24 protein-coding genes and 2 pseudogenes are annotated in these 23,649 nt (G+C 55.3%); 17 read left to right on the top strand and 9 right to left on the bottom strand.

From position 1 onward, the window contains the following. Positions 1-419, top strand: a pseudogene (locus O9K67_RS05675) (radical SAM family heme chaperone HemW); the annotation flags it as partial. 105 nt (positions 420-524) lie between these two features. Here the strand turns inward: O9K67_RS05675 and ansB are convergent. Next, a complete protein-coding gene (gene ansB / locus O9K67_RS05670) occupies positions 525-1,571 on the bottom strand; it encodes an L-asparaginase 2 (RefSeq protein WP_061493516.1) in 1,047 nt (348 codons plus the stop codon). Positions 1,572-1,915: 344 nt separating this feature from the next. Between ansB and O9K67_RS05665 the strand changes: the two are divergent. Next, positions 1,916-2,337: pseudogene (locus O9K67_RS05665) on the top strand (hypothetical protein). 198 nt (positions 2,338-2,535) lie between these two features. Next, complete coding sequence (locus O9K67_RS05660) at positions 2,536-2,910, top strand: DUF7079 family protein (protein WP_061493514.1); 375 nt, start codon at positions 2,536-2,538, stop codon at positions 2,908-2,910. Positions 2,911-2,959: 49 nt separating this feature from the next. On the opposite strand, the gene O9K67_RS05655 is transcribed toward O9K67_RS05660, so the two are convergent. Further along, a complete protein-coding gene (locus tag O9K67_RS05655) occupies positions 2,960-3,346 on the bottom strand; it encodes a hypothetical protein (protein ID WP_061493513.1) in 387 nt (128 codons plus the stop codon). A gap of 145 nt (positions 3,347-3,491) precedes the next feature. On the opposite strand from O9K67_RS05655, the gene O9K67_RS05650 reads away from it, so the two are divergent. Genes O9K67_RS05650 through O9K67_RS05635 form a run of 4 tightly spaced genes read left to right on the top strand, consistent with a single transcriptional unit; the run spans position 3,492 to position 6,496 of the window. Beyond that, on the top strand, positions 3,492-4,043 hold the full coding sequence (locus O9K67_RS05650; protein ID WP_061493512.1) for a peroxiredoxin: 552 nt from the start codon (positions 3,492-3,494) through the stop codon (positions 4,041-4,043). 34 nt (positions 4,044-4,077) lie between these two features. Beyond that, a complete protein-coding gene (locus O9K67_RS05645) occupies positions 4,078-5,310 on the top strand; it encodes a protein-disulfide reductase DsbD family protein (protein ID WP_061493511.1) in 1,233 nt (410 codons plus the stop codon). Between the two features lie 9 nt (positions 5,311-5,319). Then, a complete protein-coding gene (locus tag O9K67_RS05640) occupies positions 5,320-5,874 on the top strand; it encodes a sigma-70 family RNA polymerase sigma factor (protein WP_061493510.1) in 555 nt (184 codons plus the stop codon). Beyond that, positions 5,861-6,496 carry a DUF1109 domain-containing protein gene (locus O9K67_RS05635; protein ID WP_061493509.1) on the top strand — a complete coding sequence of 212 codons (636 nt, stop codon included), beginning with the start codon at positions 5,861-5,863 and terminating at the stop codon, positions 6,494-6,496. The genes O9K67_RS05640 and O9K67_RS05635 overlap by 14 nt, the downstream gene beginning before the upstream one ends. Here the strand turns inward: O9K67_RS05635 and O9K67_RS05630 are convergent, their stop codons facing one another. The 6 genes from O9K67_RS05630 to O9K67_RS05605 form a co-directional block, all read right to left on the bottom strand. Beyond that, positions 6,497-7,567 carry an ABC transporter ATP-binding protein gene (locus O9K67_RS05630; protein WP_061493508.1) on the bottom strand — a complete coding sequence of 357 codons (1,071 nt, stop codon included), beginning with the start codon at positions 7,565-7,567 and terminating at the stop codon, positions 6,497-6,499. Beyond that, on the bottom strand, positions 7,560-9,329 hold the full coding sequence (locus O9K67_RS05625; protein WP_061493507.1) for an ABC transporter permease: 1,770 nt from the start codon (positions 9,327-9,329) through the stop codon (positions 7,560-7,562). Before O9K67_RS05625 ends, O9K67_RS05630 begins: the two co-directional genes overlap by 8 nt. A gap of 88 nt (positions 9,330-9,417) precedes the next feature. Next, positions 9,418-10,506, bottom strand: coding sequence for an ABC transporter substrate-binding protein (locus O9K67_RS05620; RefSeq protein ID WP_061493506.1), 1,089 nt, complete (start codon positions 10,504-10,506; stop codon positions 9,418-9,420). 241 nt (positions 10,507-10,747) lie between these two features. Then, positions 10,748-11,116, bottom strand: coding sequence for a DUF3592 domain-containing protein (locus O9K67_RS05615; protein ID WP_061493505.1), 369 nt, complete (start codon positions 11,114-11,116; stop codon positions 10,748-10,750). 37 nt (positions 11,117-11,153) lie between these two features. After that, complete coding sequence (locus tag O9K67_RS05610) at positions 11,154-11,546, bottom strand: DUF3592 domain-containing protein (RefSeq protein ID WP_148654690.1); 393 nt, start codon at positions 11,544-11,546, stop codon at positions 11,154-11,156. Positions 11,547-11,577: 31 nt separating this feature from the next. Further along, positions 11,578-11,967, bottom strand: coding sequence for a DUF3592 domain-containing protein (locus tag O9K67_RS05605; RefSeq protein WP_061493503.1), 390 nt, complete (start codon positions 11,965-11,967; stop codon positions 11,578-11,580). Between the two features lie 145 nt (positions 11,968-12,112). Here O9K67_RS05605 and O9K67_RS05600 point away from each other — a divergent pair, with 145 nt between their 5' ends. The 5 genes from O9K67_RS05600 to phnE (O9K67_RS05580) all read left to right on the top strand — a co-directional run bounded on the left by O9K67_RS05600 (position 12,113) and on the right by phnE (O9K67_RS05580) (position 16,342). Further along, the gene (locus O9K67_RS05600; RefSeq protein ID WP_061493502.1) at positions 12,113-12,562 is read left to right on the top strand and encodes a hypothetical protein; all 450 of its coding nucleotides are present in this window, start codon (positions 12,113-12,115) and stop codon (positions 12,560-12,562) included. Positions 12,563-12,686: 124 nt separating this feature from the next. Next, positions 12,687-13,529, top strand: a complete 843-nt coding sequence (gene phnC / locus O9K67_RS05595) for a phosphonate ABC transporter ATP-binding protein (RefSeq protein WP_061493501.1) — start codon at positions 12,687-12,689, stop codon at positions 13,527-13,529. A 37-nt stretch (positions 13,530-13,566) separates the two neighbouring features. Beyond that, complete coding sequence (phnD, locus tag O9K67_RS05590; protein WP_061493500.1) at positions 13,567-14,508, top strand: phosphonate ABC transporter substrate-binding protein; 942 nt, start codon at positions 13,567-13,569, stop codon at positions 14,506-14,508. An 83-nt stretch (positions 14,509-14,591) separates the two neighbouring features. After that, positions 14,592-15,464, top strand: a complete 873-nt coding sequence (gene phnE, locus O9K67_RS05585) for a phosphonate ABC transporter, permease protein PhnE (protein WP_061493499.1) — start codon at positions 14,592-14,594, stop codon at positions 15,462-15,464. Next, on the top strand, positions 15,461-16,342 hold the full coding sequence (gene phnE, locus O9K67_RS05580) for a phosphonate ABC transporter, permease protein PhnE (RefSeq protein ID WP_061493498.1): 882 nt from the start codon (positions 15,461-15,463) through the stop codon (positions 16,340-16,342). Before phnE (O9K67_RS05585) ends, phnE (O9K67_RS05580) begins: the two co-directional genes overlap by 4 nt. Here the strand turns inward: phnE (O9K67_RS05580) and O9K67_RS05575 are convergent. Beyond that, positions 16,329-17,000: an HAD family hydrolase gene (locus tag O9K67_RS05575; protein ID WP_061493497.1), complete on the bottom strand. Its 672-nt coding sequence runs from the start codon at positions 16,998-17,000 to the stop codon at positions 16,329-16,331. The two genes, phnE (O9K67_RS05580) and O9K67_RS05575, sit on opposite strands and share 14 nt — an antisense overlap. A gap of 149 nt (positions 17,001-17,149) precedes the next feature. Here O9K67_RS05575 and O9K67_RS05570 point away from each other — a divergent pair, with 149 nt between their 5' ends. From O9K67_RS05570 to O9K67_RS05550, 5 genes are all read left to right on the top strand, one after another. Next, positions 17,150-18,076: an aminoimidazole riboside kinase gene (locus O9K67_RS05570; protein ID WP_061493496.1), complete on the top strand. Its 927-nt coding sequence runs from the start codon at positions 17,150-17,152 to the stop codon at positions 18,074-18,076. Positions 18,077-18,244: 168 nt separating this feature from the next. Then, positions 18,245-19,762 carry a carbohydrate porin gene (locus O9K67_RS05565; protein ID WP_061493495.1) on the top strand — a complete coding sequence of 506 codons (1,518 nt, stop codon included), beginning with the start codon at positions 18,245-18,247 and terminating at the stop codon, positions 19,760-19,762. Positions 19,763-19,831: 69 nt separating this feature from the next. Beyond that, positions 19,832-21,202 carry a sucrose-specific PTS transporter subunit IIBC gene (locus O9K67_RS05560; protein WP_061493494.1) on the top strand — a complete coding sequence of 457 codons (1,371 nt, stop codon included), beginning with the start codon at positions 19,832-19,834 and terminating at the stop codon, positions 21,200-21,202. Continuing rightward, positions 21,202-22,611 (top strand): sucrose-6-phosphate hydrolase, encoded by a 1,410-nt coding sequence (locus O9K67_RS05555; protein WP_061493493.1) that lies wholly within the window; start codon positions 21,202-21,204, stop codon positions 22,609-22,611. Before O9K67_RS05560 ends, O9K67_RS05555 begins: the two co-directional genes overlap by 1 nt. 29 nt (positions 22,612-22,640) lie before the next feature. Further along, positions 22,641-23,648 carry a substrate-binding domain-containing protein gene (locus tag O9K67_RS05550; RefSeq protein WP_061493492.1) on the top strand — a complete coding sequence of 336 codons (1,008 nt, stop codon included), beginning with the start codon at positions 22,641-22,643 and terminating at the stop codon, positions 23,646-23,648. Position 23,649 lies beyond the last annotated feature (1 nt).

Genomic DNA, 23,649 nt, shown 5'->3' with positions numbered 1-23,649 from the left:
TATGCCGGACCAGACAAACAGTGTCAGCACAACCTCAACTAGTGGCGCTTTGGCGATTATCCCGGCATCAGCTGCGGCGCGTATGGTAAAGTCACGTTCCCCGATGGCCGCATCCTGCGCACCACCAAAACGCGCCATCCGCGTGGCTATATGCAGGGGGCATCATCTGGAAAGCCAGCTCGATGTGGAGCAGGTCGATAAACCGTTTGAATTTTTCATGAACCGATTCCGTCTGCCGGAAGCGGCTCCGTGTGGCTGAATTTACGCAATATACGGGGTTGTCGGAGACGGTGATTCGTCAGCCGCTTGATGAGGCCATTGCTCAGGGGGATCTGACCGAGAGTGAGACGCACTGGCAGATCAACCAGCACGGAAAACTGTTTTTAAACTCGCTGCCTGAACTGTTTCTCACCGAATAAGATCGTAAATGCATTTGCTGGATAAAGCCATCCAGCAAACTGCCTGATGGCGCTGCGCTTATCAGACCTGAAAATCAGAGTGATAAGCGCAGCCGCCTTCAGCGATTAAAACTGATTAAACATCGTCTGGATCTGTTTCGGATCTTTAGTCTGCGTCAGCGCCAGTTGCAGCAGTACGCGTGCCTTCTGTGGGTTCAGGGAACCAGAGGCAACGAAACCGTACTTCGCATCATCGATTTCAGCATCCTGCGTGGTTGAACCAGTCGGTACGCGGGAAGAACGCACCACAACAGTCCCTTTATGCGCTGCGGTTGCCAGCGTATCGAAGACCGTTTTGTACAGGTTGCCGTTACCCACACCCGCGCTCACTATCCCATCATAACCCGCATCCACCAGTGCTTTTGCCGGCAGATCTGAAGCATTCGCGTAGTTATAGACGATACCGACCTTCGGCAGTTCATTCAGCTTAGAAACGTCGAACGGCGTGGAGGTGGTGTGCTTACGCGCAGGCGTACGCTGGTAGTCGATATTGCCGTTATGAATGTAGCCCAGCGGTCCGTAGTTTACGGATTTGAAGGTCGCCACATCGGTGGTGTTGGTTTTGGTCACGTCGCGCCCGTCAAGCACGGTGTCATTCATCACCACCAGCACGCCACGGCTGGCAGAGGCTTTATCCGCCGCGGTCACCACCGCGTTATAGAGGTTGAACGGACCGTCTGCGCTCATCCCGGTAGACGGACGCATTGCGCCAACCAGCACCACCGGCTTGTTGCACTTCACGGTCAGATCGAGGAAGTAAGCGGTCTCTTCCATGGTGTCGGTACCGTGGGTAATCACGAAGCCGTCGGTGCTGTCACACTCGTTATTGATCTTTTTCGCCAGGGTTAACCAGACGTCGTCGTTCATATCCTGCGAACCGATATTGACGACCTGCTCACCCTTCACGTTAGCGATATCCTTAAGTTGAGGAACGGCTTTGACCAGATTCTCTACGCCAACTTTGCCCGCCGTATAGTTAGACTTGGTTGCGGAGTCACCACCACCGGCAATCGTCCCGCCGGTCGCTAAAATGGTAACGTTCGGTAAGGCGAGCGCTGCACCGCTGAAACCCATTACCAGTGCTGCCAGTGCCGTTTTCCTGAAAAACTCCATGTTATTTCTCCAGTTACGTGAATTTATCGCATTATCCCAACCTCATAGCTGAATAATGTGATTTCATCCAATTAACCAGACAAATGTATTTCTTAGATTGTTAAATTTAGAGATGGATGTCGTTTCCACCCAGAACACTAGCAAAATCACCGTTGCTACGTTTCTGAAAAACCTGCCACAACCACTCTGAAAGGGGCTTCCATCTTCCCGGCAGCATTTTCAGCAATACCCGTTTATTCCTCAACCCATCAATCAATACAACGTTCATCAAACCAGGCCAGGCTTCCTGTCGGGAGCGTGGCCTGTCTGCTTTTTATGTCGTTAACCCCACAGGAGTTTTTATTATGCGATTAGCCAGCAGCTTTGGCCGTATTAACCAGATTCGCCGCGACCGCCCCTTAACCCGTGAAGAGCTCATGCAGCATGTCCCCAGCGTCTTCGGAGAGAACAAACATGCTTCCAGGAGTGAAAAGTACACGTTTATTCCCACCATCACCCTGCTGGAGAACCTGCGGCGCGAAGGGTCCCAGCCGGTGACGTCATCCCAGATACTGACCCTTCGCCGCTATGAAGATCGTCAGGACGATCTGTGGTCAGTTTTAATCGTTGCCAGGAAAACATGCTGAAAGGTAGTCTGCAAGGACGTACTGCCAAAGGCAAGCGCAGCCACATCCGCGCGGTTAAAGTTAAAGGCATAGACGGAGACGTTAAGCTCAACCGGGCACTCTGGGTGATGGCGGAAGAACAGCATCAGGCGCTGAGCTGATGCCACCGTTGCCTGATAGCGCCCATCAGGCCACCATTCATCCGACCGCCCTTGAGAACAATCCCTGCAGCCGATCCATCTCCGATGACGATCTGTGCGCTTGGTGCTCACTCCTTCTTTATCGTCCCGGTGAACTCAGCCTCTGCCACTTGAGCATTCCCGACGGGCACTGGCCCTCGCGCTGTGATACGGACAGCTATGCGCAGTCCTGCCTGGCACACCTTATCTGAGCTTTTCACCGGGCGGGAACTCCAGGGCGATGACTATCGATGGATGACTCAGGTGTTAAAGGAATCCGGACTCAGCCGGGAAGCGATCTTCATGATTCTGGATGAGGAAGCCGCTGCCCTCCAGGCTAATCTTCTTTACAACCCGACGCCCGTGATGGATGGCTGGACAGAAGAAGATGTTAAACGGCTCGTAACGGAGTACGTGACCAGAAAGCCGACCATTATTGAGCGTGTTGTTCCAGCCCGCTTGTTATTAAAGCATCGCCGGAAACACATTCAGGATGAGTTAAACAGGTTTATTGCCGAGCTGGATCATATTCGGACTCAGGGGCACACGGTATAGAAAACGTCGATTGCCATACAAAGAGAATCACGTGTTCTACATAGTAGTATCAACAAGCTGCATTCTTACTACCCTTTCCTTTATGTCTGGTCGCCTCCACCAGCGCACGATGTAACTGCCCGACGGGCAGATCGCGGACCACCGGTTCGGGTATACCGCGCAACCAATTAATAAACCGGAAGATACCGAACAGGTCCAGACCTTCACCGTGGAAAAGGTATTGATTCTCCCCAAGGGAAAAAGTGTTGCAGTACCCCTCTTCCTCCGTATAAAGCTGCACGTCAAAGGCCTGCGCAATCTCCTCCAGAAGATCCACACCTTCATCGCCTGTTACCCCAAGATCGGCTTCAAGCCAGCTATGCTCATGGATGGGAATACGTCTGTGACCGGTAAATTCGCGGATAAAGTCAATCACCTGACTCAGGGTTGGTTCCATCTATTCTGCACCGTTGTTGTGGCCCTGGTTAATACTTTATCAGCGTAGCGCAAAGTACAATTTTTTTTCCCGGAGCGAAACTTTCCGTTCTCCACCGGCGAACTGTATATGAGCGTCACTCTTCTTCACCCTAATGGAGCGCAACATGACCCCGATAAAAAAACTCGTTCTGAGCCTGACCACCGCCGCCCTTTTTAGCATCGGCAATGCGCAAGCAGCCCTGCCGGCAGGCACTCAAGCGCCGGACTTCAAACTACAAGGCGCACTGGCAGGCAAACCACTGACGTTCTCATTGCAGCAGGCGCTGCAAAAAGGCCCGGTGGTGCTCTACTTCTTCCCGGCGGCATTCAGCAAAGGGTGCACCATTGAAGCCCACGCGTTCGCCGAAGCGACGGATGATTTTAAAAAGCTGGGTGCCACGGTAATTGGTGTCACCGCCGGTAATACCGATCAAGTGGATGCGTTCTCGAAGCTCGAGTGCCGCGACAAATTTACCGTCACCGCCGACCCTGGCGCGAAAGTCGCCGCCCAGTACGACACGCTGATGCAAATGAATGGCAAAACCCTTTCAGACCGGACCTCCTTCGTCATCGCGCCGGACGGTAAAATCCTGCTGAGCTACACTGACAGAAACCCGGAAACGCATATTCAGAAGACAATGGAAGCAGTGAAGCAATACGCCAACGCGCACTCCTGATGCGCTATTAACAACCTGACTCCAGAGAATCGCTATGCTGACCGCCATGCTCGCCGCCTTCGCTGGCGGCATTATTCTCAACTTTATGCCCTGCGTATTCCCGATAATTTCCCTCAAAGCGCTGGGCCTTTTGCGCCATACGCAAGATTCGGCGCAAGTGCGCAAAGAGGGCTTCGGCTTTCTGCTGGGCACGGTCGTAACCATGTTGATCCTCGCCGGGATATTACTGGCTCTGCGCGCCGGAGGAACCGCCGTCGGTTGGGGCTTCCAGCTCCAGTCACCGTTGGTAATTGCCTTTCTTGCGCTGGTGATTCTGGGCGCCGCGTTGAACCTGCTCGGGGTATTCGAAGTGGGACTTTCCCTGCAACGTGCCGGGGAGATAAACCTGCAACGCGGCGCGTTTACCCGTGCAGCGCTGACCGGTGCGCTGTCGATTATCGTAGCGACGCCTTGTGCTGCGCCGTTTATGGCGGGCGCGATTGGCTATGCGCTGGTGCAACCACCCGCAGTGGCGTTGGCGATCTTCTTCACGCTGGCGTTGGGTTTTGCCGCGCCCTTCAGTCTGATCTCCCTGTTCCCGGCGCTGGGCAAATGGCTACCGCGTCCCGGAGCATGGATGAGCGTACTCAAACGCGGACTGGCATTTCCGATGTTTGGCGCATTTGGCTGGTTGGTGTGGGTGCTGGCGCAACAGGCAGGCGACACCGCGCTGGCAGCGATCCTTGCAGCGGCAGTGGTGGTGAGTTTTGCCGCCTGGTTGTACGGTATGGCGCAACAGCAACGCTTTGCCGGGCGCAGTCATAAAGCGCTGTTCACTGCAACCGCGGTCCTGCTGCTCGCCGCGCTGGTGCCGCTCCCGTCAGTGCTCACCAACAGCGCGGCACTGCCTTCAGAGCAGACCACGCAGAAGGTGGAAGAAGTCAAATGGTCGCCGCAAACCGTGGCTGACAATCGCGGCCACGGCAAGGCCATTTTTGTCAATTTTACCGCTTCGTGGTGCATCACCTGCCAGGTGAATGAGAAGACATCGCTCTCCACTCAGGCGGTAAAAGAGGCGCTGGCGAAGACCGGTACGCTGTATATGATTGCCGACTCGACAAAATTCAACGCCGATATCGATGATGCGCTGAACGAGCTGGGCCAGGGTAGCCTGCCGCTGTATGTGATCTACCCGGCGGATGGCAGTGCGCCGAAGATCTTGCCGCAGGTATTAACCCCCTCAATTGTGGTCACCGCACTGACCGGAGCCAGCGGGAAAAAAACATAAAGGCGGAATATGGATAAAAGTGAGGCAGCGCGTGACGAATGGCCGCACCTGATGGCGCTTGCGCAGTCGGGCAATCAACAGGCGTATACGCGGCTGCTGAAAGCGCTGGTGCCGGTGATCCGCTCACTGGCGCGCCGGCAAATAGCCGACGACATTCTGCTGGAAGATGTTGTTCAGGATGTGCTGCTCACCGTGCACAGAGTGCGTCACACCTATGATCCTGCATCGCCGTTTTTGCCCTGGCTGATGGCGATAACCCACGCGCGTGGGGTTGACGCACTGCGTAAACGTGGCCGCCACTCTCTGCGGGAAACGGACAGTGATCTCGCACCGGAGCCCTTGTTCTCCGCCGGCGAGCCGCAGCATTCGCAGGAAGAACTGTCGACATTGTTGGAACAGCTCCCGGCACGCCAGCGGCAAATTGTTGAGCATGTTCATCTGCGGGAGATGAGTCTGTCGGAAACCGCGACGCATACCCATCTTACGGTTTCTGCCGTTAAGTCCCTGCTGCATCGCGCACTGAGTAATCTTCGTCGGTTAGGAGCACAACATGGCCGATCATGATGTATTGATAGAGAAATTAAGCCGCTCGATGGAGCCGGTAAGGCGCCCGTGGCATCCGGGCTGGCGCACCCTGGCATGGGTTGCCATGGCGTTGCCCTGCGGGATCGTCGCCAGTTTATTGCTTAACCGCACGCTGACCGACTGGTCGCAAACGGGTGCGAATTGGGCAGCGGTACAGCTACTACTGACCTTTGTCGCCGGTCTGCTTGCGGTGCGTAACGCCTTTTTATTGAGCATTGCCGGGCAGCGCCCGCTGAACTGGCGGTGGTTTACGCCACTGGCCGGTCTCTGGTTCGTCAGTACGCTCGCCAATCTGTATAGCCACCCTGCTGCGCCTGCCGTCGGTGCCATAGAAGGACCGAATTGCTACCTGTTTATGGTCGTAGTCAGTACGCCAATGGTGGCGATGGTAATAGGTTATCTGCACCGCACACGCACGCTCTATCCGCTGCGCAGCCTGGCAGCGGCGGGCGCAGGGGTTGCCTGTATGGCACTTACGCTATTGTCACTGTGCCACCCGACGCATATCAGCGCGCTGGATCTGCTGATGCATATTGCGGCCACCGCCACGATTGTGACGGTGACCGTTATTGCGGGTTACCGGTGGGTGTCGTTGCCGTAATCAGCTTTTGGGGAAGATCCAGAGTTGATCGTCAGGCAATACCACGCGGTAATTTTGCATATCGCGCTGCTGAGTGCCGTACACGCGGATCACGAAGTCATCCCCTGCCGTGCGGAACAGATACTCCCAGCGATCGCCGAGGTACATGCTGGTAAGCATCGGCAACTCCATAGAATTATCCTGCGGCGTGTCGACCAGCCGCAGGCTCTCCACCCGGATCACCGCCGTCGCTTGCTGACCGACGCTGAGTCCCGGCCCGGCCACGCCCCACAATGACCACTTCGCACCTTCGATGCGCGCTCTGCCGTTGCTGATATCGGTTACCGTTCCGTGCAGGCGGTTATTGCTGCCCATAAATTCAGCGGTAAACAGCGTCGACGGGGTGCTGTACATCTCCTGCGGTGTGCCCTGTTGTTCGATGACGCCGTTGTTGAGCAACAAAATACGATCGGAAATCGCCATCGCTTCGTTCTGATCGTGGGTAACCATCAGCGCCGACAGCCCCAGCTTAACAATCAGCTCACGCAAAAAGACGCGCGCTTCTTCGCGCAGCTTGGCATCCAGGTTCGACAACGGTTCATCGAGCAGGATCACCGGCGGGTTATAGACCAGCGCACGGCCAATAGCGACACGCTGCTGCTGCCCCCCGGAAAGCTGGTGCGGGTGGCGCTTGCCCAGGTGCCCCAACCCCAGTTGATCGAGTACCGTTTGCGTACGTTGGGTGATTTCTGCAGAGGGGACCTTGCGCAGCTTCAGCGGATAAGCGACGTTCTCGAATACCGTTTTATGCGGCCACAGCGCATAGGACTGGAATACCAGCCCCAGATTGCGCTCTTCCGCCGGGATTTCGCTGCGCGGAGTACCATCATAAACAATGTTGCTGCCAATGGTAATGCGCCCCTGAGTGGGTTTCTCCAACCCGGCCACCGCGCGCAGCAAGGTGGTTTTGCCACTGCCAGACGGGCCAAGCAGCGACACGACTTCGCCGCGTTTTAGCTCCATCGATACACCTTTCAGTACCGGGTTGTCGCCGTAAGTCAGATGTAAGTTCTCTACCGATAGCTCAATCATGTAATTTCACTCCAAAACGCAGGGCCACACCCAGACCAATGACCACCAGCAGAATGTTGATAAACGACAGCGCTGCAACGATATCAATCGCCCCCGCAGCCCACAGCGACACCAGCATCGAGCCAATCGTCTCCGTCCCCGGGGAGAGCAAATAGACACCGGTTGAGTACTCGCGCTCAAAAATGAGGAACATCAGCAGCCATGAGCCAATCAGGCCATAACGCGATAGCGGCACCGTCACATGGCGTGTGACCTGACCGCTGGTCGCCCCGGTGCTGCGCGCCGCTTCTTCCAGCTCCGGCCCCACCTGCAACAGGGTGGAAGAGATTAGCCGCAGGCCGTAAGCCATCCACACCACGGTATAAGCCAGCCAGACGCTGAAAATGGTGTTTCGCAGCGATCGTAGCCAGACAATCAGGTTCTCACGCAACCACTCCGCCACCGGCAATCCGGAGAGCCAGCCGTTTTTCAGCGACTGATCAAGCCACATCGGTAAAAACAGGAACACCCACAAAAACGCCAGCCCCGCCAGCAATCCCGGTACGGCACGGGGCACCAGCACGCTGTAATCCAGAAACCGCGTGACATTATCCTGTTTGCGGTGCATGGCAATGCCAACGAACAGGTAGCAGATCACCGCCAGCGCCCCGCCGAATACACCAATCGCCATTGAGTTCACGATCGCGCGCAACAGATTGGGTTGCTGCCAGATATTGCGGAAGGTATCCAGCGAGACCTCATCCCACAGTGAAACGCCAACCCCCCAGTTCGAGATAAATGCCCGCAGCACAACGCCAATCAGCGGTACACCGATGGTGACGGTTAACCAGGCCACCACCACCGCGCCAGCGACCCAGCGCCATTTGCCCAGTGGCAGCGCCCGCGCCTGCGACGCCTTGCCTTTCATGGTGACAAAGCGGTTGGCGGTGCGCATCAGGCGGCGTTGCAACATGACTAACGGAATGGTGATGCAAATAAGCACCACAGCAACGGCGGCCATCAGGTGATAGGAAGGCGTGCCCAGCTTGTTGGTGAGTTTATAAAGATACGTGGCCAGCACCATGTTGCCTTCGGGATCACCCAGCACCAGCATCAGGCCGAACACCTCCAGTCCAAGGAAGAACAGCAATACGCAGGCGTACAGAATCGACGGGCGCACCATCGGCAAGCTGACAGAGGTCATCACCTGCAATGGCGACGCGCCCACGGTACGGGCAGCCTCTTCCACATCAGACCCCACGCTACGCAGTGCCGAGGAGATATACAAATAGGCATGGGGCACGTGCGTCAGTCCGGCAATCACCACAATGCTGAACATGGAGTAGATATTCCACGGCACAAAACCGATCAACGCCTCGGCCCAGCGCGAAAAGAAACCCACCGGCCCGGCGGCGACCACATAGCCAAAGCCCAACACCATCGGTGAAACAAAGATCGGCACCAGGATCAACGGTTCAATAAAGCGGCGACCGGGTAAATCGGTGCGCACCATGAGAAACGCGAGGATGCCGCCCAGCGGAATAGCGATAAACACCAGGCCAAACGCCAGAATAAAGCCGGATTTCAGCGCCAGATAAAAATCCGGATCGGTAAAAATAAAGGCGAAAGATTCGAGACTCAGCTCTTTGGAACGGACAAAAAAGGGCGCGGAGAGAAAACTCTGCACCACTATAAATAACAGCGGAACATAAATAACCAACGCGGTGATCAGCACGATCACACCGCGCGGCATCCCCTGCCACTTTCTGCGCAATGTATTCATTGGTCATCCCTTTGGTCAGGTATTTCAGGCAAACCATCCCGGCGATGAAAAGGGGGCGCGCTATCACGACGCGCCGCCCGTACAGCCATTATTTGGCGGCGGCTGCACGCCATTGTTTAATAAATTCCAGACGCTTTTTCGGTTCCAGATATTCCAGCAGCGACGTATCCACATGGATCGGTTTGAGCGCATCGCCAAGCATTTTGGTCATACCATCAACGTCGTTTTTGCCTTCGATATCGTTACGCAGGGAGGGAATGTCCGCCTGATTGGCCAGAATGCTCTGCCCTTTTTCCGATAACACATAGTCGAACCACAATTTGGCAGCATTACTGTGTTCCGCTTGCGCGCTGATAAACGAGACGCGGGACAACACCAGGATATAGTCTTTCGGATAAGAAATACCCAGTGCATTATCCCCTTTGGCGCGGGCTTCGGCGTACGATCCGAGGATGTTATAGCCAATCAGGTTTTCCCCGGAGGAGACACGCTCCATCATCGTGCCGGTGGAGGACTGCACCGTCAGCCCACCTTTTGCCACATCCGTCAGGTGCGCAAAATAGTCTTTATCGAATTTGAGGTCTTCCACCGCCAGCATAAAGCCCAGCCCGGATTTTTCGATATCGTAGGTGGTGACTTTATTTTTGAATTTGTCGGTCTGGCTGGCGATCAATTTGGCCAGTGCGCTATGCGAGTCCGGCACATCCCCCTGTGGGATAAGACGCTTGTTATAAATAAATACGACCGGTTCATAGGTGGTGCCATAGGCCTTATTCTGCCATACCGCCCATTTCGGTAATTTACTCACTTCCGGTGAGGCATATTCGTCGGCGTAATCGGTCGCCAGTTTCAGCGCGGTATCCATCGACGAACTCCAAATCACATCCCCGCTGCCACCGCCGGAAGCCTGCTCACTCAGATAGCGGTTGTACAGTTCGGTGCTGTTCATGTCGTTGTATTCGACTTTGATGCCCGGATACTGCGCCTCAAAGCCTTTGATTAACGGCCCTGCGGCTTTGGTGTCGGTAGTGGAGTAGATAACAACTTTGCCTTCTTTGGTGCCCGCGTCGACTATTTTCTGATAGTCCGCCGGGTAACCCTGCGGTACCGCCGCCAGCGCGGAACCAGAAAAAAGCAGTGCCAGCGCAGCGACCAGTAGATCGGTTTTCTTATCCATGAACAATCCCTCGGTATCATTTTTTAAACACAAATTTAACATATAGCGTGAGATCTGACCGATGCAACGCAGTGGCTTGTTTTTTTGCGACTTTTGTGACGCTGACGGGATTAAAATAACGGCGTTGCAGTGTAAGGACGAGAAGGCGGTTAACGAGCCGGATGAGATGAAACAAACAGTGCTGATTTCGCAGTAAGCTTTAATGAATCAGCACGGGTGTGAAGAAGAGATACAGCCGGGATTAATCCCCTAAAATTAGCGGGCGGTCATATAAGATAATATGCTGCGGATGTTGCGGATCGTACTTCACGGTGGTGCCGTTGCCCTCAGCAAAACGCACAATTTCACGGCTGGTCAGATGCTCAAACACGCTCGCCTGCACCACCTGACCTTCGCGGGTTTTGAAGCGCAAGACCAGTTCACAATAGACTGTGCGCCTGTCCATCCAGTTGGTGCGCTTAAGGGCAATAATATCGGCATTCGCGCCAATGCCATGATTGCGCACATGCGCTTCAATACACAACTGACGGATCCAACGCGCCAATTTGTAAAGCCCAAACAGCAGCAACGCGGCGATCCCAATCATTAAAATGACATGAATAATGTCCATATCTCTGTTCTCGTTTTCTACTGTGCTACGGTAAAAATTAATCGCCCAAAATCAACGGACGGTCATGGCGATATAAAGCGATACGTTCTGGATGGGTGGGATCGTATTTTAACGCCACAACGTTACCGGGCGCATAACGGATAAAACTGTCCATATCCAGCGCTCTTTCCAGACTCGACTGCACCTCGATACCCTCACGGGTGACAAATTTGAATGTCAGGCGATACACCGGGTTTTCGCCGTCAATCATGCCAGTCTTGCTACGGTAAATAATATCCGCATTTACCCCGATACCGGTTTTCCGCACCGCGGATTCCATCCTGAATTGCCGAAAACCGGGCATTAGCATGGACATCGCCTGGCGAAGCACAAACGCCATCAATGGGACAAAAAAGAAGAGTAAGAACAGAACTATCCAATGGTATCCCACGCACTCCTCCATCAATATTCTATGCTGAAGGTTAATCGCCCAAGATCAAAGGTTTATCATTATCGTATAAAGCAATGCGTTTTGGATTTTTCGGATCATACTTCAACGCCACACCATTGCCCGGCGCATAACGCGTAAAACCGTCCATATCCAGCGCCCTGTCGATGCTTGATTGTACTTCTACTCCTTCACGTGTCCTGAATTTTACCGTGAGCCGGTACACTGGCATCTCTGCGTCGATCAACGCTGTTTTGCTTCGGTGGATAATATCCGCATTAACACCAATGCCGATCTTCATCACCCGGGCTTCTACAAACATCTGTTTGATGTAGCCACCAAAGAAAGAATAAAACCCCTTGATTATGAGGATAAACACCACCGCAAAGAAAAGATAAATAATATACATCCAGTCAAATTCCATCTTATGATCTCCGGGTCCGTATACGCTTTAAAAACAACGGCGTGGTACCGCTAATAGCCGTAAAAGGCTACAGCATACGCGCTTTATCGGGGCCCCTGATAAGAATATTCTGAAGATCCTCTCTTTATAGGACATGAAATAAAGAATGCGTAAAGCCAATAATGTTTCACTTGTCACTACATGCGAGGCCACCGACTTCCGCCAGGCCCAATCGGTCGTAGTGATTGGGGATGAGGTAACGAATATCACCGTTCCCGGCCTGTTGCTTGAAGCGGCAGTACAGGTGGATAACACGCGCTATCTGCTGTTTCTTACTGATGATGTTATCTTTGAAGAATCCCTGACCATCGTGCTGATTGATATCCGGCAAGGCGTAAAGGAGATTGTGCGAATAGGCCAGATGTGGGCAACGGGCATTTTTGAAAATCTATCGATTAGCACGGAACAGGTTCGCTTTCGTTTTCTTGGCGAGGGCGAGTGGGTTGTCGAAATATCCTCAGCGCCGCGTCTGCGGCTGCCCTTCTTTTCCGATCCTGCGGGTGTACAGCGTGCGCCCGGATGGCAAAAATATATCACTCTCGCTTATATGAAATAGCCTGCTCATTTTTTTCCTCTCCCAATGAAGCCACACGTTCACTATTTGTTCGTCTTTCCGTCATAAAACGATCATCACCTGTCCTCTTAATGGTCGCCAGCTTAATGAAAAAACCGGATGACTTATGAACAGCGCATTGGCGGAAATTTCTGAAGACCACTATTCGTCTCTGCATCAACTCAACACGGTGCCGAAACAAAAAGTGCTAAGCGTAAGCCACTTACGCAAGTCCTATAACGCGCACCAGACCGTGTTGCACGACATCAGCTTTGATCTGCATCGCGGCGAGATGGTCGGGGTGATTGGTCGCTCGGGCGCAGGGAAATCAACCCTGCTGCACGTTCTGAACGGCACGCACAGCGCAACATCCGGTGAGATCAACAGCTTCCCGGAAGTGGGGACGCCGCGCGATGTTTCGCGCCTCAAAGGCCGCGCGCTTAATCAGTGGCGCAGCGAATGCGGGATGATTTTCCAGGACTTCTGTCTGGTGCCGCGCCTTGATGTGCTCACCAATGTGCTGCTGGGCCGTCTGAGCCAGACCTCGACGCTGAAATCCCTGTTTAAAGTGTTCACCGATGAAGATCGCGCCAGAGCCATTGCACTGCTGGAGTGGTTGAATATGTTGCCACATGCCCTCCAGCGCGCGGAAACCCTCTCCGGTGGTCAGATGCAACGCGTGGCGATTTGCCGGGCGCTGATCCAGAACCCGTCCATTTTGCTGGCAGACGAGCCGGTCGCGTCGCTGGATCCGAAAAACACGCAGCGCATCATGGGCGTGCTGCGCGAAGTGAGCGAACAAGGCATTAGCGTGATGGTAAACCTGCACTCCGTCGAGCTGGTAAAAGAGTACTGCACACGCGTGATTGGCGTTTCTCAAGGACGAATTGTTTTTGACGACCACCCTTCACGGCTGACGCAGGACGTTTTGCAGATCCTTTATGGCGATGAGATAAGCCAGTTGCATTAATTCTTCCCCTTCCAATGAGACAACACAGGCAATGACAATGAAAAAGCATATTTCGGGCGCATTACGTTTATCTGCATTGATGACAGGTCTGCTGCTGGCATGGCAGGCTTCGGCGGCGGAGCAGCCGAAAGAGTTGAATCTGGGGATCCTTGGCGGACAGAACGCCACCCAACAAATTGGCGACAACCAGTGCGTCAAAGAGTTTCTTGATAAAGAGCTCAGCGTAGACACCAAACTGCGCAACTCATCTGACTACTCCGGCGTGATCCAGGGTTTGCTGGGCGGTAAAGTCGATGTGGTGCTGAGCATGTCGCCTTCGTCTTACGCCTCGGTGTATATCAACAACCCGAAAGCGGTCGATATCGTCGGCATCGCCGTGGATGACAAAGACAAGTCTCGCGGTTATCACTCGGTCGTGATCGTTAAAGCCGACAGCCCGTACAAAAAACTGGAAGATCTGAAAGGGAAAGCCTTTGGCTTCGCCGATCCGGACTCCACCTCCGGTTATCTGATCCCGAACTATGAATTCAAACAGAAGTTCGGCGGCAACGCGGATAACAAATACAACAACTACTTCTCCAGCGTCACCTTCTCCGGCGGTCATGAGCAGGACATCCTCGGCGTGCTGAACGGTCAGTTCGCGGGGGCCGTTACCTGGACATCTATGGTCGGCGATTACAATTCCGGTTACAGCGTGGGCGCCTTTAACCGCCTGATCCGTATGGATCATCCGGACCTGATGAAACAAATCCGTATCATCTGGGAATCGCCGCTGATCCCGAATGGCCCGATCCTGGTCAGCAACAGCCTACCGGCGGATTTCAAAGCCAAAGTCATTACGGCCATCAAAAAACTGGATACCGACAACCACGCCTGTTTCGTGAAAGCGATGGGCGGCACGCAGCATATCGGCCCGGGTAGCGTAGACGACTTTAAACAGATTATTGAGATGAAACGCGAGCTGGTTACCGCCCGTTAAGTTGCCGTCTCACGATATCGCAAGCCCCTGCGTAAAAACCAGGGGCTGTTATTCGATTGTCATACAGGACGCAATTGCAACGCATGAGCACGTCGAATACGCAGTTTGAACACTACTATCAGCAGGTCAGAATGCGCCAAAAGCGCGATACCGTGACCTGGTCATTACTGTTGCTGGCTCTCTATTTTGCGGCGGGCAGTGCGGCAGAATTTAATCTCGCCACCATCTGGCACTCGCTGCCCAACTTTCTCGATTACATGCTGGAAACCGTGCCCACGCTGCACTGGTCAGTGCTGTTTGCCGACAGCCATACCAAGGGTTCACTGGCCTACTGGGGGTATCGGCTGCCCATCCAGCTACCGCTGATCTGGGAGACCCTGCAACTGGCGCTGGCTGCCACGATCCTCTCCTTTGCCATCGCCGGTGTATTCGCCTTTCTGGCGGCGGGCAACACTTGGTCTCCGCCGGCAGTCCGCTTTGCGGTGCGCACGCTGGTGGCATTTCTGCGCACGATGCCGGAACTGGCGTGGGCGGTGATCTTTGTGATGGCCTTCGGCATCGGTGCCATTCCCGGTTTTCTGGCGCTGACGCTGCACACCATCGGTAGCCTGACCAAGCTGTTTTATGAAGCGGTGGAAAGCGCGCAAGACCGACCCGTGCGCGGGCTGGCGGCCTGCGGCGCAACGCATCTGCAGCGCATCCGCTTTGCCCTGTGGCCGCAAGTGAAACCGATTTTTCTCTCTTACGGTTTTATGCGCCTGGAGATCAACTTCCGCTCCTCCACCATTCTCGGTCTGGTGGGTGCCGGCGGCATCGGTCAGGAGCTGATGACCAACATCAAACTCGACCGTTATGATCAGGTCAGCATCACGCTGCTGCTCATTATCATTGTGGTGTCGCTGCTCGATACGCTCTCCGGCCGCTTGCGCCAGTGGGTGCTGGAGGGGAAAAAATGACCAGAGTGCAAGCCGTTCCGAACGTCACATTAAGCCGCAAGCTGAACAAAAATCTGTTCCAGGCGCAGGGGCGCTATCTGCGTCGTCTTGCGCTTATCGCCCTGGCCGTTCTGCTCTATTACGGCTGGTTTTTTATGCAGTTTGGCATTCCTGTCGATCAGGCGCTCAGCGGCCTCCAGCAAATAGGACGCTACATTCTGCGCATGTTCGTCTGGCACGACTTCCCGAACTGGCCATTTGGCTACTACTTTACGCAGATCGGTGTCACCCTGGCGATTGTCTTCGCCGGAACCCTGACCGCCACAGTATTTGCTCTGCTGCTGTCGTTTCTTGCGGCGCGCAACATCATGAAAGGGGGAATTGCCGGAGCGATCGCCTTTTTCATGCGCCGCGTGTTCGACATCCTGCGCGGTATTGATATGGCAATATGGGGGTTGATTTTCGTACGCGCCGTCGGGCTGGGGCCGCTTGCCGGGGTACTGGCGATCATTATGCAGGACACCGGGTTGCTCGGGCGTCTGTATGCGGAAAGCCACGAAGCGGTGGATCGCTCACCGGGTCGCGGCTTAACCGCGGTAGGCGCTGGGGGCTTGCAAAAACACCGCTTCAGCACCTTTACCCAATCATTCCCAACATTTCTTGCCCTTAGCCTCTATCAGATCGAGTCCAATACCCGTTCGGCCGCGGTGCTGGGTTTTGTTGGTGCGGGCGGCATTGGTTTGATTTATGCCGAGAACATGCGCTTGTGGAACTGGGATGTGGTGATGTTTATCACCCTGATCCTGGTGGCGGTGGTGATGCTGATGGATACCGCGTCGGCCTGGCTGCGCCGACGCTATATCACCGGCAAACCGGTGCCGCTATTTAAGCCTGAGTAAGTTGCCAGTCAAGCACCGGCCAGTGGCGCAGCGCTCCGTGCGCTGCCAGCTTCTGGCAGGGGTTCACCAGGTAAACGTGGTCAGCACGTTCACACAGCGGCAAATCGTTAATCGAATCGGTGTAAAAGGTCAGCGGCCCGTCATATTGCGGGTGACGGGCGAGGAAGTTCTCCAGGCAGGTGATTTTCCCCTGCTGGTAACTGGGCGTTCCGTCAATGACGCCGGTGTAGCGCCCATTATCGGTTTTCACCTCAACGCCAATAGCGTGTTCAATGCCCAGCACCGGGGCGATAGCCTTCACCAGTAACCCCACGGATGCCGAGATGATCAGCATCGGTTGCTGCTGCGCCCGTAACCGGTTAATCAGCGCCAGCGCCTGCGGGTAGATGCGCGGCGTGATCTCTTTTTCAACGCACAGCGCGACCATGCGGTCCACCAGCGCTATCGGAATATCCATCAATGGCGATAAGGTCAGCGCCACATACGCATGCAGATCCATTTCACCGCGCGCGTAATCCAGCATCATGCGCTCTTCCTGCAGCAGATAGTCCGGGTGGCTGGCAAAGCCTTCACGCACCAGGTAGCGGCTCCAGAGCGTGCTGCTGTCGCCGTGAATCAAGGTGTTATCAAGATCGAAAACAAAAAGCGGTTGCGACATATGCCCATCCATCTGGTTGATACACAGACGCTCCAGCATGCAGAAAAAAGATGACAGCTTAAAGATGTTACGCAGAAATCCAAGAACAAGATTGATTTGCTAAAACGGTTTAGTTAAATTTTAGCGATATTTTTTAGCGGGAGAATAGCATGTCAGCTCGAGTCTGGTGTCTGGGCGACGCCGTCGTGGATCTGCTGCCGGACGGGCCGGGACGCCTGATGCAATGTCCCGGCGGTGCGCCAGCAAATGTGGCGGTGGGAATAGCCCGGTTACAGGGGAACAGCGGCTTTGTGGGCCGCGTGGGGGACGATCCGTTTGGCCGTTTTATGCAGCAAACGTTGGCGCATGAACAGGTCGACACTGCGTTTATGTCTGCCGACCTGGCGCAGCGCACCTCAACGGTGGTGGTGGCGCTGGACAATGACGGTGAACGCTCCTTTACCTTTATGGTGCGCCCCAGCGCCGATCTGTTTCTGACCAGTCAAGATTTACCTGTATTTCAACGCGGAGAGTGGCTGCACTGCTGCTCTATCGCGCTGTCGGCCGAACCGTCGCGTAGCGCTGCGTTTACCGCCATGCAAAACATCCGTGCGGCGGGCGGGTTTGTCAGCTTTGATCCCAACATTCGTCACGACCTGTGGACTGACGACGAACAACTGCACCAATGTCTGCGCCAGGCGCTAACGCTGGCAGATGTAGTGAAGCTCTCGGAAGAGGAGCTGGCGTTTATCAGCGGTTCGCCACACCCCGGCACCAGCATGCAGACACTGGCGGAGCGCTATGGCATCAGCTTATTACTGGTCACTCAGGGCAAAGCGGGAGTACAAGCCTGGCACAGCGGTAAGCTTTACCACTATCCCACACTGCCGGTAGTGAGCGTCGACACCACCGGCGCAGGGGATGCCTTTGTCGCCGGTTTACTCTGGGGACTCGCAGAACACGGCCTGCCGGACAACGAACCGGCGCTGGCCGCACGCCTGGCCAGTGCGCAAATCTGTGGTGCGCTGGCAACCACTGCAAAAGGTGCCATGACCGCTCTGCCCTATCGTCACCAGCTTGAGGAACACGCCGCCTGATTTCGAGCAAGCTTGCCGCTTCGTTTTGCGAGCCGTCTCACATTCACTAAACCGGTTTAGCAAATTTCATTGCGCTGATAAATTAGGCGTGATTATGATTTAAAACCTAAACCGGTTTAGCAAAAAAATAACTTTGTGATGATGGCTCTTCCTTAGGGATGCAAAACGATGAAAAAAAGCACGCTCGCTGTAACCCTTGGTGTGATATTAAGTTCTGGCTCCGTCTGGGCCGCCGATAGCAGCACAAGCAGCATTGAAGCGCGCCTCGCGGCGCTGGAGCAGCGTTTACAGGCAGCCGAACAACGCGCCAGCGCTGCCGAAACCCGCGCTCAGGCGGCGGAAAAACAGGCACAGCAACTGGCAGCCGCCCAGCAAAAAACACAAACCACCACCACTCAAGTGGAACAACGCACCGCGAAACTGGAGCAAAAATCCAGCGATGAAGGGGGCTTTGAGTTCCACGGTTATGCCCGTTCAGGCTTGCTGATGAACAGTTCCGCGGCCAAAACTCAGGGCGGCCCGACGGTAACGCCAGCAGGCGAAACCGGGGGGCACGTCGGGCGTCTGGGGAACGAACCGGACACCTATGTCGAAATGAACCTCGAACATAAACAGACGCTGGCTAACGGGGCAACCACACGCTTTAAGGTGATGCTTGCCGACGGGCAAAAAACCTATAACGACTGGACGGCCTCTTCCAGCGATCTCAACCTGCGTCAGGCATTCACTGAAATCGGTCATCTGCCCTCCTTTACCGGTGCGTTTAAAGACACCACCGTCTGGGCCGGTAAGCGTTTTGACCGCGATAACTTCGATATCCACTGGATCGACTCCGATGTGGTCTTCCTCGCCGGTACCGGCGCCGGGATCTACGACATGAAGTGGAGCGACGCAGCGCGCAGCAACCTGTCGATCTACGGCCGCACCTTCGGCGATATCGAAAACAGTGAAAACACCGCGCAGAACTACATTCTCTCGCTGAACAACTTCTATGGCCCGGTACAGTTGATGGTCAGCGGTATGCGCGCCAAAGATAACGATGACCGTCTGGATCTGGATGGCAATAAAGTGAAAGGCGATGCCGCCAACACCGGCGTACACGCCCTGCTTGGCCTGCATAACGACAGCTTCTACGGTCTGCGTGAAGGTTCCGCGAAAACCGCCTTGCTGTACGGTCATGGTCTGGGCGCGGAGGTTAAATCCATTGGCTCCGATGGCGCACTGTTGCCGGAAGCCAATACCTGGCGCCTGGCGAGCTACGGTATCACTCCGCTGGGCGGTGGCTGGCATATCGCGCCGGCAGTGCTTGCGCAGAGCAGCAAAGATCGTTATGTCAAAGGCGACAGCTACCAGTGGGCCACAGCAAACCTGCGCCTGATTCAGGGCATCACGGAAAACTTCGAGATGCAGTATGAAGGCAGCTATCAGTACATGGACTTACGCCCGGAAGGGTATAACAGCCGCAACGCGGTGAGCGGCAGTTTCTACAAACTCACCGTCGCACCGACGCTGAAAGCCAGCGATGTCGGCGAGTTCCTGAAACGTCCGGAAATTCGCCTCTTCGCCACCTGGATGGACTGGGATCATCGTCTGGATAAATACGCCAGCGATGATGCCTTTGGCAGCAACGGCTTCAAAGCCGGCGGTGAATGGAACTTCGGCGTACAAATGGAAACCTGGTTCTGATCGATCGGCCCCTGCGGGGGCCTCATCTTGCCAGGTTGATCCCACAAAAACGATAAGACAGAGGTTTTTATGGATTTTGCAGAAATTTCCCGGTCACTACTGCCGTTACTGGGAGGCAAAGACAACATTGCCAGCGCTGCGCACTGCGCCACACGCCTGCGTCTGGTGCTGGTGGAAGACGCCAAAGCCGATACCGCCGCCATCGGTAAAGTCGACGGGGTGAAAGGCTGTTTTCGCAACGCAGGGCAACTACAGATTATCTTTGGCACCGGGGTGGTGAACAAAGTGTACGCGGCCTTTATTGCCGAAGCGGGGATCAGCGAAACCAGTAAGTCCGAAGCCGCCGATATCGCCGCGCGTAAGCTGAACCCGTTCCAGCGTGTCGCCCGTTTGCTGTCGAATATTTTCGTGCCGATTATTCCGGCGATTGTCGCCTCGGGTCTGTTAATGGGCCTGCTGGGTATGGTGAAAACCTACGGCTGGGTCAATGCAGACAACGCTATCTATATCATGCTCGACATGTTCAGTTCGGCGGCGTTTATCATTCTGCCGATACTGATTGGTTTTACCGCCGCTCGCGAGTTTGGTGGTAACCCCTATCTCGGCGCAACCCTCGGCGGCATTCTGACTCACCCGGCGCTGACCAATGCCTGGGGCGTGGCTGCAGGCTTCCACACCATGAACTTCTTCGGCATTGAAGTGGCAATGATCGGTTACCAGGGCACGGTCTTCCCGGTACTGCTGGCGGTGTGGTTTATGAGTGTTCTGGAGAAACAACTGCGCCGCGTGATCCCCGATGCGCTGGATCTGATCCTGACGCCGTTCCTGACGGTGATCATCTCCGGTTTTATCGCTATGCTGATCATCGGCCCGGCAGGGCGCGCGCTGGGCGACGGCATCTCCTTTGTGCTCAGCACATTGATCACCCATGCTGGCTGGCTGGCCGGATTGCTGTTTGGTGGGCTTTATTCCGTGATTGTCATCACCGGCGTACACCACAGTTTCCATGCCATTGAGGCGGGACTGCTGGGCAATCCGTCAATCGGCGTAAACTTCCTGCTGCCGATCTGGGCAATGGCAAACGTCGCGCAGGGCGGCGCGTGTCTGGCGGTCTGGTTTAAAACCAAAGACGCGAAGATTAAAGCGATCACGCTGCCGTCGGCGTTCTCGGCGTTGCTGGGAATTACGGAAGCGGCGATTTTCGGTATCAACCTGCGCTTTGTAAAACCGTTTATCGCCGCACTTATCGGCGGGGCTATCGGTGGCGCATGGGTGGTGTCAGTGCATGTCTATATGACCGCAGTGGGTCTGACCGGCATCCCGGGAATGGCGATTGTGCAGGCAAGCTCGCTGCTCAATTACGCCATTGGCATGGTTATCGCGTTCGGCGCCGCCTTTGTTATCTCGTACCTGCTGAAATACAAAACGGACTCTGAATAATGGCGTTAACAAACCTGCTGCCTGCATTATTGCAGGCAGTCATGAAAGGCCAGCCCAAAGCGCTAAAAGACAGCCACTACCCCGGCTGGCACCTCGCGCCGACCACCGGGCTGCTTAACGATCCAAACGGTTTTATCCATTTTGCCGGACGCTACCACCTGTTCTATCAGTGGAACGGACTGGGCTGCCAGCACCAGCATAAAGGCTGGGCGCACTGGAGTTCCGACGATTTGCTGCACTGGCAACATGAGCCTGTCGCCCTGTTGCCCGACCAGGAGTATGACCGCAGCGGTTGCTACTCCGGCAGCGCCGTGGATAACGGCGGCGTGCTGACGCTCTGCTACACCGGTAACGTGAAGTTCGATGACGGCACGCGCACCGCCTGGCAATGTCTGGCAGTGCAAAACAGTGAAGGCGGTTTCGACAAGCTCGGCCCGGCGATCCCTCTGCCGCACGGCTACACCGGCCATGTACGCGACCCGAAAGTCTGGCGGCATGGCGAGTACTGGTACATGGTGCTGGGCGCACAGGATCTGCAATTACAGGGCAAAGTGTTGTTGTTACGTTCCGAAAATCTGTGGAACTGGCAAAACCTGGGTGAGATAGCCGGCAGCGGCCTCGGTGGTTTGGGGGAGGCGGGCTATATGTGGGAGTGCCCGGATATGTTTACCCTCGGTGGCAGTACATTCCTGATTTGCTGCCCGCAAGGTATCGCGCGGGAAGAAAAACGCTATCTCAATACCTACCCGAGCGCCTGGCTAGGCGGCCAGTTGGACTACACGAAGGCGCAATTCCACCACGGTGAATTTCACGAACTGGATGCCGGGTTTGAATTCTACGCCCCGCAAACCACGCTGACCGCCGACGGGCGTCGTCTGCTGGTCGGCTGGATGGGGGTACCGGATGGCGAAGAGATGCGCCAGCCAACTGTTGCCAACGGCTGGATCCACCAGATGACCTGCTTGCGCGAACTGACCTCCCGTGATGGCAAACTGTACCAACAGCCCATTGTTGAGTTGCAGGCACTGCGCGGTGAAACCCGCACCTTGCAGGGTGCGGCCGATGCAATGCCCGTTCTGGATGCCCAACGTCTTGAGCTGATACTGGAGAGCGCCGGGGAAGTCACGCTGAATTTCGCCGATACGCTGATCCTGCAATGGCAAAACGATGAACTGCGTCTTGCACGTCGCAGCCTCGAAACGGGTGAGTGGCTCTACCGCTACTGGTGCGGTCAGGCGCGGAAATTGCAGATCCTCTGCGATCACTCAAGCATAGAGATTTTTATCAATGATGGCGAAGGCGTGATGAGTAGCCGCTACTTCCCGTCACATCCGGCGCAGTTAACGCTGACCGGTCGCGCAGAAGTGCGCGCGCACTACTGGTCGTTACGTTCTTGCATGGTAGAATAAGTGCTTGTTTCATTAACCGATGCAAAACCGTGAGAAAAACAAAACGCGTCACCATCAGCGATATCGCCGCGCTGGCAGGGGTTTCTAAAGCCACTGCCAGCCTGGTGCTTAACGGCCGCGGTAAAGAGTTGCGTGTGGCGCAGGAGACGCGCGAGCGCGTTCTGACTATCGCCCAGCAGCACCATTATCAACCCAGTATTCACGCCCGTCTGCTGCGTGAAAACCGCAGCCATACGCTGGGTCTGGTGGTGCCGGAAATCACCAACTACGGTTTCGCCGTTTTTTCTCACGAGCTGGAAAACCTGTGTCGCGAAGCGGGCCTGCAACTGCTGATCTCCTGCACGGACGAGAACGCCAGTCAGGAAACGGTGGTGGTGAACAACCTGGTGGCGCGACAGGTGGATGGACTGATTGTCGCCTCCAGCATGCAAAGCGACAGTGACTACCTGAAGCTGAGCGAACAACTTCCGGTGGTGCTGTTTGACCGCCATATCAATGACACCCGCCTGCCGCTGGTGATCACCGATTCCCTGACGCCGACCGCCGAACTGGTTGAACATCTGGCGCGCGCCACTCCCGATGAAGTCTATTTCCTGGGCGGTCAGCCACGTCTGTCACCCACCAAAGACCGCCTTGCCGGGTTTATGCAGGGTCTGGAGCGAGCGGGTGTCACGCCGCGTCCGGAGTGGATCATTCACGGCAATTATCACCCAAGTAGCGGCTATGAGATGTTCGCCGCACTCTGCGCCAGACTGGGCCGCCCGCCGAAAGCGCTGTTCACCGCCGCCTGCGGCCTGCTGGAAGGGGTGCTGCGCTATATGAGCCAGCACCACTTACTGGAGAGCGATATCCATATCGCCAGTTTTGACGATCACTATCTGTATGATTCCCTGTCGCTGCCGATTGATACGGTCGAACAGAATGTGCCGCGACTGGCGCAGGACTGCTTCGATATCATCACGCAGATGATTGAAGGCAACGAGCCGGCGACGCCGCAGCGTATCCTGCCGGCAACGCTGCGCTGGCGTCACCCCTAAC

This window comes from Kosakonia oryzendophytica (assembly GCF_027886705.1).
In the GTDB taxonomy this organism is placed as follows: domain Bacteria; phylum Pseudomonadota; class Gammaproteobacteria; order Enterobacterales; family Enterobacteriaceae; genus Kosakonia; species Kosakonia oryzendophytica.
The sequence above is the reverse complement of the archived record's forward strand: the minus strand, read 5'-3'. Positions and strand labels throughout refer to the sequence as shown.

What these genes read in the sequence shown, in the direction of transcription:
- ansB (WP_061493516.1), bottom strand. Translation starts at nt 1,571, where the DNA reads ATGGAGTTTTTCAGGAAAACGGCACTGGCAGCACTGGTAATGGGTTTC.
- O9K67_RS05660 (WP_061493514.1), top strand. Translation starts at nt 2,536, where the DNA reads ATGCGCAGTCCTGCCTGGCACACCTTATCTGAGCTTTTCACCGGGCGG.
- O9K67_RS05655 (WP_061493513.1), bottom strand. Translation starts at nt 3,346, where the DNA reads ATGGAACCAACCCTGAGTCAGGTGATTGACTTTATCCGCGAATTTACC.
- O9K67_RS05650 (WP_061493512.1), top strand. Translation starts at nt 3,492, where the DNA reads ATGACCCCGATAAAAAAACTCGTTCTGAGCCTGACCACCGCCGCCCTT.
- O9K67_RS05645 (WP_061493511.1), top strand. Translation starts at nt 4,078, where the DNA reads ATGCTGACCGCCATGCTCGCCGCCTTCGCTGGCGGCATTATTCTCAAC.
- O9K67_RS05640 (WP_061493510.1), top strand. Translation starts at nt 5,320, where the DNA reads ATGGATAAAAGTGAGGCAGCGCGTGACGAATGGCCGCACCTGATGGCG.
- O9K67_RS05635 (WP_061493509.1), top strand. Translation starts at nt 5,861, where the DNA reads ATGGCCGATCATGATGTATTGATAGAGAAATTAAGCCGCTCGATGGAG.
- O9K67_RS05630 (WP_061493508.1), bottom strand. Translation starts at nt 7,567, where the DNA reads ATGATTGAGCTATCGGTAGAGAACTTACATCTGACTTACGGCGACAAC.
- O9K67_RS05625 (WP_061493507.1), bottom strand. Translation starts at nt 9,329, where the DNA reads ATGAATACATTGCGCAGAAAGTGGCAGGGGATGCCGCGCGGTGTGATC.
- O9K67_RS05620 (WP_061493506.1), bottom strand. Translation starts at nt 10,506, where the DNA reads ATGGATAAGAAAACCGATCTACTGGTCGCTGCGCTGGCACTGCTTTTT.
- O9K67_RS05615 (WP_061493505.1), bottom strand. Translation starts at nt 11,116, where the DNA reads ATGGACATTATTCATGTCATTTTAATGATTGGGATCGCCGCGTTGCTG.
- O9K67_RS05605 (WP_061493503.1), bottom strand. Translation starts at nt 11,967, where the DNA reads ATGGAATTTGACTGGATGTATATTATTTATCTTTTCTTTGCGGTGGTG.
- O9K67_RS05600 (WP_061493502.1), top strand. Translation starts at nt 12,113, where the DNA reads ATGCGTAAAGCCAATAATGTTTCACTTGTCACTACATGCGAGGCCACC.
- phnC (WP_061493501.1), top strand. Translation starts at nt 12,687, where the DNA reads ATGAACAGCGCATTGGCGGAAATTTCTGAAGACCACTATTCGTCTCTG.
- phnD (WP_061493500.1), top strand. Translation starts at nt 13,567, where the DNA reads ATGAAAAAGCATATTTCGGGCGCATTACGTTTATCTGCATTGATGACA.
- phnE (WP_061493499.1), top strand. Translation starts at nt 14,592, where the DNA reads ATGAGCACGTCGAATACGCAGTTTGAACACTACTATCAGCAGGTCAGA.
- phnE (WP_061493498.1), top strand. Translation starts at nt 15,461, where the DNA reads ATGACCAGAGTGCAAGCCGTTCCGAACGTCACATTAAGCCGCAAGCTG.
- O9K67_RS05575 (WP_061493497.1), bottom strand. Translation starts at nt 17,000, where the DNA reads ATGTCGCAACCGCTTTTTGTTTTCGATCTTGATAACACCTTGATTCAC.
- O9K67_RS05570 (WP_061493496.1), top strand. Translation starts at nt 17,150, where the DNA reads ATGTCAGCTCGAGTCTGGTGTCTGGGCGACGCCGTCGTGGATCTGCTG.
- O9K67_RS05565 (WP_061493495.1), top strand. Translation starts at nt 18,245, where the DNA reads ATGAAAAAAAGCACGCTCGCTGTAACCCTTGGTGTGATATTAAGTTCT.
- O9K67_RS05560 (WP_061493494.1), top strand. Translation starts at nt 19,832, where the DNA reads ATGGATTTTGCAGAAATTTCCCGGTCACTACTGCCGTTACTGGGAGGC.
- O9K67_RS05555 (WP_061493493.1), top strand. Translation starts at nt 21,202, where the DNA reads ATGGCGTTAACAAACCTGCTGCCTGCATTATTGCAGGCAGTCATGAAA.